The organism is Bradyrhizobium sp. (assembly GCF_027451485.1).
In the GTDB taxonomy this organism is placed as follows: domain Bacteria; phylum Pseudomonadota; class Alphaproteobacteria; order Rhizobiales; family Xanthobacteraceae; genus Bradyrhizobium.
Map to the genome: position 1 here is coordinate 1 of NZ_DAIDJE010000121.1, position 6,571 is coordinate 6,571.

The following is a 6,571-nucleotide window of genomic DNA, read 5'->3' on the forward strand; positions in this document are numbered from 1 at the left end:
ATCGCGGTAATCAGTTCGCCCGGCCGCAAGGCCGTGTCGATCTCCGGGTGATCGCCGGGCAATCGATGGAAGTCGAGCAGCGCGACACGGCGCTCGCCGTCGCCGCTTGCGAGATGCACCGTCGCATCAAGCGCGGCAAGCGCCACGCACATGTCCGAGGGATGCGTTGCGATGCAATGTTCCGACGCTCCGAAAATGGCGTGATAACGATTGAAACCCGTGATGGCATCGCAGCCGGCACCCGCCTCGCGCTTGTTGCAGTGAGATCCGGCTGCGTCGTAGAAGTAGGCGCAGCGCGTCCGTTGCAGGATGTTGCCGCCGACGGTCGCCATGTTTCGTATCTGGGCCGAGGCGCCCGCGAGCAAAGCGCGCGACAGCATTGGATAGCGTGTCCGGACGGCAGGATGCGCGGCAACGGCGCTGTTGCGGGCCGCGGCTCCAATCAGCAGGCCACCATTTGGCGTATCCTCGATCGTGGCAGGCAAGCGGGAAACGTCGATCAATGCGGCAGGCGCTTCGATGTTCTGCCGCATGAGGTCGACCAGGTTGGTGCCGCCGCCGAGGTAGCGGCTCTGGTCCGCCTGAACGAGCGCGAGCGCTTCGGCCTGGTGCGCGGCGCGCCGATAGTCGAATGTCCTCATGCGCTTTCCCCGCTCAACATCTCTTCGATCGCTTCGACGATGCCGTTATGCGCGCCGCACCGGCACAAATTGCCGCTCATGCGCTCGCGGATCTCCTGACGGGTCACGCCTTTCGGGCCCTCTGCGAGATCGGCGGTCACATAACTGGGGTCGCCTCTTCGAAATTCCGAAACCATCGCGATGGCCGAGCAGATCTGGCCGGGCGTGCAATAACCGCACTGGAAGCCGTCATGCTCGATGAAGGCCTGCTGTAGCGGATGAAGGTCGTGATCGTTGGCCGCCAGGCCCTCGATGGTTCGCACTTCACGCCCGTCAGCCTGCACCGCCAGCGTCAGGCAGGACAGCACGCGTGCGCCATCGATGATGACGGTGCACGCGCCGCAGCCGCCCTGATTGCAGCCGAGCTTCGTGCCGGTGAGGCCGTGCCGCTCCCGCAGCAGGTCGAGCAAAGATACCCGGGGGTCGTCAGGTACCGGATATTCCGTCCCGTTGATGACGATCGCCATGTGGCACCTCCGTTGCAGCCGGCCTCCAAGCGAGCCGGGGAGGAAAATCAGGATAGTACGAAAATCGTAATATTCAAGTTTCGGAGTCCGCAATTTTTTCAGAAAGCCGGATCAACTCGCGTTGTTCGCCCGGATCGAGCGAACGGAGCATGGCACGGCAGGCCTGGCGGTAACCGGCAACGTGGTCCTGGATCGCCCGCCGTCCCTTGGCCGTCGCCTTCAGCGCGACCGACCGGCGGTCGTCTTCGGGTCGGCGCCGCTCGATCAATTCCTTCTTGACGAGCCGGTCGATCGCTGACGACATGGTCGTCATGGCGACCTTGAGATAGCGGGCGACGTCGCCGATGCCGCAACCGGGATTGTCGCCGACGAACACCAGCGTCTCGGCATCAAGAGCATTGAGCGCGTTGTCTGCGGCGGCCGCCGCGTCGGCCACCTTGAAGCGGCGCGTGAACCGTGCGAACGCACGCGTGAGCTGCTCAACTTGTTCCTGGGTCGGTTCGGTCATCGCCGTAGCAAAGCATGTTGGCTCCTCCGGCGCCAGCACGGCGCCGCGCGGGAACAGTCGCATGCCGGGTGAACAACCAGGTTGCATGCGGCATGCTCTTTTTCCATGGCTTCGCCTTCTCGCGACACACGTTCTGCCCGAGTTCTGTTCTCGACGACCCTCGAAAAGCCGAGGGCGCAGGGAAGGGCGGGCGTTCTCCGCACCCGCGGTTCGCGTGCAAAAAAAGCACGCAGGTCGTGACCACAGGTGAGGTCGAGCGATCCGACCTTCCTTGCGCGAATGGTTTTAACGGCTGCTTCGGGCTCCCCCTGGTGATCGGGCTTTCTTGTCACCATCGCCGGCGGGATGCGAAAGCATCCATGCCGACTTGACTTCAGCATCGAGAAGCCAGGACCACACGACTTCGCCGTCCGCTCAAACGCGCATTCGTCTGATGCGCGTTTCGCGTCCACCGCATCCCGGGCCAACGTCCGTGACGACGCGTACGCCCCTCTGGTTAGGCCGGGACGCGCCGAGATGTGCCAGTGATTTGCCCGACGGCACAAGCGGAATTTTTCGAATCGCGCCGTAAGCCGTCTCTGCGGAGAAAACGGGAATGCCTTCTCGCGTCGTGACGCATCAAGCTGTTCGGGTGGCGGGCTGCAACGCGGCTTTCGCGTGCCGCGTAGCGTGTCCGGCCTGATCCTGATCGTGCCGCGGATCTGCCTATTTTGGGGGGCGGGCGATCTTTATAAAATCCTTACACTTCATGGACAGCCGAATCCTCCCTAAGCGGGCAAACAAGCGATTTGTCGGTGGCCCTCTCGAGGTCGCCGAAAGATTTGCTGGGGGACGTCTGCAATATGCGCTTGTCGTCGGCCAATGCCATCAAGGCTGATTTTCACGATATCTATCGAGCGAGTGATCCCCGCCGATATTTTAGCGTAATGGGCGGGCTGGACTACGTAATTCCCGAAATCGCCGGCCCGATACTGCTTCAACTCGCAGACCGTCTTATTCAATCAACAGGCCGCCCGATCACGATCCTCGATATCGGTTGTTCCTACGGCATCCTGTCGGCGGTGATGCGAAGCGGCCTGAGCATGGATGAGTTGCGCTGCCGCTATGCCAAACCAGCTCTTCAGGTGCAGAATTCCGATGGGCTCGCCTGGTACGACTCGCATTACTACGCGAGCTGGCCTCCACGCGGCGACATGCGATTCATCGGTCTGGATCGCTCTCCGGAGGCGATTGCCTATGCCCAAAGGGTCGGATTGATCGAGGAAGGCCTGGTCGTCGATCTTGAGACCAACTCTCCCCGTGAACGGGCCCGGTCCGTTCTGCGTACAGTCGACTTGATTGTTTCGACCGGCGCGGTCGGATACGTCTCGGAGAAGACATTCGCCAAAATCCTGCAGGTCTTCCCCCCTGGCCAGGCACCCTGGATCGCGTCGTTCGTGCTCCGGCTCTTTGATTACACCGGCATCGCCGAGACGGCCCGTCATCACGGACTTGCCACAGAGCGCCTTGAGGGCGTCACGTTCATGCAGCGCCGATTTCGGGACGAGACGGAGGCCAACGAAGCATTGCGCCTGCTCGAGTCGCGGGGCCTCGATCCGGCCGGCAAGGAGGCTGAGGGTCGTTACCATGCCGAGCTGTTCGTGTCTCGTCCGGCCGCCGACGTTAATCGGGCGAACCTGAGCGGGATCGTATCCCCGCCAAGCTAATACCGCCGATCCGAGATCCCAGCGCCACAAGCGGCGACCTCGCTCAGGGACTTCAGATCGGCGGCACCAGACATCTGGTTATCTCAGTTCGCGAGCGGGGGCTCATGAAGAAATCAACCGAACCGGGGCGGCGGCTTCCGCAGGGCTATTGCGTCTATTGTGAGAAAAAAAACGCCCCATGTGCATGAACGTCGAGCGATAAATCGAATGCAGGTGGTCCGCTCGCTCTGTTTGGCCTGCAACAGAGAGCAGCCAAAGGAGACCGCAAATCCGCGATCCTCTTTGGAGGCGCTCAAGCCAGCAAAAGCGTCCGGGCAGGGCGGCTGAGCTTGCAACAGCGTATCGACGATTTCACCCGGTACCGCGTTCCGACAGAGCACGCAACCGCAAGCAGTACGCTATGAGAGCGGTCAGATGTGCGATTGACCGCAACAGCACGTAGCGGGCAACGTGAGAGAAAGCTGTGCATACCGGCACAGGCCAACGCTTATCAGAAACTCCGTCCAAAATTGATGCGAGCAGCATAGCTGCTGACTAAGCCGATTTCCGCCGCGGCGCCCGTGCGGACACCGGCGAGTTCATTCCCTCTTCGCCGGTCGAGCTCAGTTCGGCAATCCCGCGATGTCGCCGCAGGCGCGCGGCGTCCAGCAGCATCTGCGCTGCCCAGCGATAGACGTTGCGCTCGCGAACCAGGTCGCGCATCAGCCGCATCCGACTGCGCTGCTCCTCGGCCGGCATCAACAACGCCTGAAGAATGGCCTTGGCCATTCCGCGCGTATCATAGGGATTGACGATAAGCGCCTCCGAAAGCTCTCGCGAGGCTCCTGCAAAACTTGACAGGATCAGCACACCCTGATCGTCGTCACGCGCTGCCACAAATTCCTTCGCCACCAGATTCATGCCGTCATGAAGGCTGGATACGATGCACATATCGGCGGCGCGGAACAATTCGAACACTTCCCTGGGTTCGTGGTGCCGGATGATGAGCCGGACAGGCTGGAATCCCTCCCGCCCATGCCGGTCGTTGACTTCGGAAACCAGCCGCTCGGCCTCGGCCTGGAGCGCACCGTACGCGCCGAGTTTGCTCCGGCTCGGTGCCGCGGCCTGAATGAACACCAGCCGTCCGACCCATTCGGGGTGGCGGCTCAACAGATCGTCGATAGCGCGAATGCGATCGAGGATGCCCTTGGTGTAGTCGAGCCGCTCGATTCCAACGGCGATGCGAACATCAGGCGACAGCGAATAGCGTTTGCGCACCACATCTCGACATTTGGCGATGGTCGCCTGCTCGGCGAGAGCCGCCGGCGGCCATTCGATCGAGATCGGATAGGGCCTTATCAGCGTTTCATGTCCACCGAAGGTCACCGAACCGTGCTCGCGGTCGATGCGGCTCTCCAGGAAGCGGTCGGCCGCCTCGAGGAAGTTGTTGCAGTGGAATTGCGTATGAAAGCCGAGGATAGAACTTCCCAACAGGCCGCTGATGATCTCCTGCCGCCAGGGGCAGATGCCGAAGGTTTCCGCGTTGGGCCACGGTATATGCCAGAAGGTGATGATCGTGGCCTTGGGCAGGCGCTCGCGTATCATTCCCGGCAGAAGGCCGAAATGATAATCCTGAACGAGCACGATCGGGTCGTCGCAGCCGGCTTCCTGGACGACGGCATTGGCAAAGCGCTCGTTCACCTTGCGATATTGAAGCCAATCCTCCTCGCGGAATGTCGGGCGGACGAAGGCGATATGGCAGAGCGGCCAAAGGCCCTCGTTGGCGAAGCCGTAGTAGTAGCCGTGCTGCTCCTCCTCCGAGAGCCACAGGCGGCGAAGCAGATAGGCCGGATCGGCTGGAGGCACGCTCAACCTGTCGTTGGCGTCGGTGGTTTCACGATCGGCAGTTCCCGAGCCATGAGCAACCCACGTGCCGCCGCAAGCCCGCATGACCGGCTCAAGCGCGGCCACAAGGCCGCTCGCCGGACTTTGCAAGATGATCGAATCGCCGGAGCGGTTGTGGATGTAAGGCTCACGGTTGGAGACGACAATAATCTGCGCCGACGGCAATTCCTCGACGATCACACGGCGCAGGGTCTCGGGTGACCATTCGACATGAATTCCACCCGCGAAGCGACGCTCCGACCGAAGCTCGGCAAGAGCAGCATGGACGTCGCGGCTGATCGGAAAGTCCGCGCGTTTCGACGTCGCCGGAAGCGCACCCTGGTGCGCTTCGATGATGGCTCCGCGGATTGAGCGGGCCCACGAGCGGGTGATGGCGAATATGATTGCGGTGCCGAGCAGGCCGAGGCTCGATGTCGCCGCGATGAGCGCGAGCAGGGTATAGACGCGAGCCTCGCGCGTGCGCTCGTCGATGTAACTGAGATCGTGCAGCACCAGCAACCGGCCCGTTGAACCTTGCGCCGTGACCGGGAAGGAACTGACCGGGATTTGCCGGCCGGCATCTGTCACCGTCGTCAAGCTGCCTGACGCGCCGGACTTGATGCCGTTGCAGGTGAGGGACTTCGGGAAATCCTTGGTCGCGAACCGCAACTGACCGTCCGCGGTGCAAAAGCCGAGCGCCAGGATACGATCATCCTCGGTAATCTGCTCGAAAACCGGAGTCAGATCGATTTGCGGCCGGGATGTTAACGCGATGACGACCTGCCCCTGAACGGAGCGGAAGACAAGGCGCGACCGGAGGCTGATATCGCGCCTCGACCACTCCTTCACGATAACCGAAGCAAGGTAGGTGAGGGTCGAGATCGCGATCACACTCGCGAGCAGCGCAAAAACGATGTAGCGAAACAATGGACCACGAACCAGCCAGCCGGCGCGCTCCGGCCGATCCAATCCCCGATTGCCGTACTCTGTCGATTTGCTCAATGCTGACACGGTAAGCCGGCCTCCAAGGGATTTAGGGGCGACGACAGAATCGAAGCCGCACGCGCTTCGGACGAAACCTTGCTACGCTGTGAGATGAGTTGTCAGACCGGCCCGTCAGCCAAACCACGGCGCCCCGAATGCTTCGTGGTGCAACAAGCCTCGCACTCCCCCAGAAACAGACGCATGCCGGACGATTTCGCGACAATTATGGCGGTTCTCGGCGACACGGGTACCAGCTGCGGGTCGCCGCATCCTTTTCACCTAAATTGTTCTTTAGGCTAAGGCGGGGAACAAAATCGCCCCCGTTCATGTTTCCGAACACCATTTTGCAATTTTGGCAGTCGG

5 protein-coding genes are annotated in these 6,571 nt (G+C 61.7%); 1 reads left to right on the forward strand and 4 read right to left on the reverse strand.

Going from position 1 to position 6,571, the window contains the following annotated elements; translation table 11 throughout:
• The 3 genes from NEZ08_RS15565 to NEZ08_RS15575 form a co-directional block, all read right to left on the reverse strand.
• On the reverse strand, positions 1–641 hold a 641-nt coding region (locus NEZ08_RS15565; protein WP_298108500.1), incomplete at its 3' end, for an FAD binding domain-containing protein.
• Positions 638–1,147, reverse strand: a complete 510-nt coding sequence (locus tag NEZ08_RS15570) for a (2Fe-2S)-binding protein (RefSeq protein ID WP_298108503.1) — start codon at positions 1,145–1,147, stop codon at positions 638–640. The genes NEZ08_RS15570 and NEZ08_RS15565, both read right to left, overlap by 4 nt.
• A gap of 73 nt (positions 1,148–1,220) precedes the next feature.
• A complete protein-coding gene (locus NEZ08_RS15575) occupies positions 1,221–1,742 on the reverse strand; it encodes a MarR family winged helix-turn-helix transcriptional regulator (RefSeq protein WP_298108506.1) in 522 nt (173 codons plus the stop codon).
• A gap of 755 nt (positions 1,743–2,497) precedes the next feature.
• On the opposite strand from NEZ08_RS15575, the gene NEZ08_RS15580 reads away from it, so the two are divergent.
• Positions 2,498–3,361: a class I SAM-dependent methyltransferase gene (locus NEZ08_RS15580; RefSeq protein ID WP_298108509.1), complete on the forward strand. Its 864-nt coding sequence runs from the start codon at positions 2,498–2,500 to the stop codon at positions 3,359–3,361.
• A 534-nt stretch (positions 3,362–3,895) separates the two neighbouring features.
• Here the strand turns inward: NEZ08_RS15580 and NEZ08_RS15585 are convergent.
• Entirely contained in the window at positions 3,896–6,235 is a 2,340-nt protein-coding gene (locus NEZ08_RS15585) for a trehalose-6-phosphate synthase (protein WP_298108512.1), read from the reverse strand.
• Positions 6,236–6,571 lie beyond the last annotated feature (336 nt).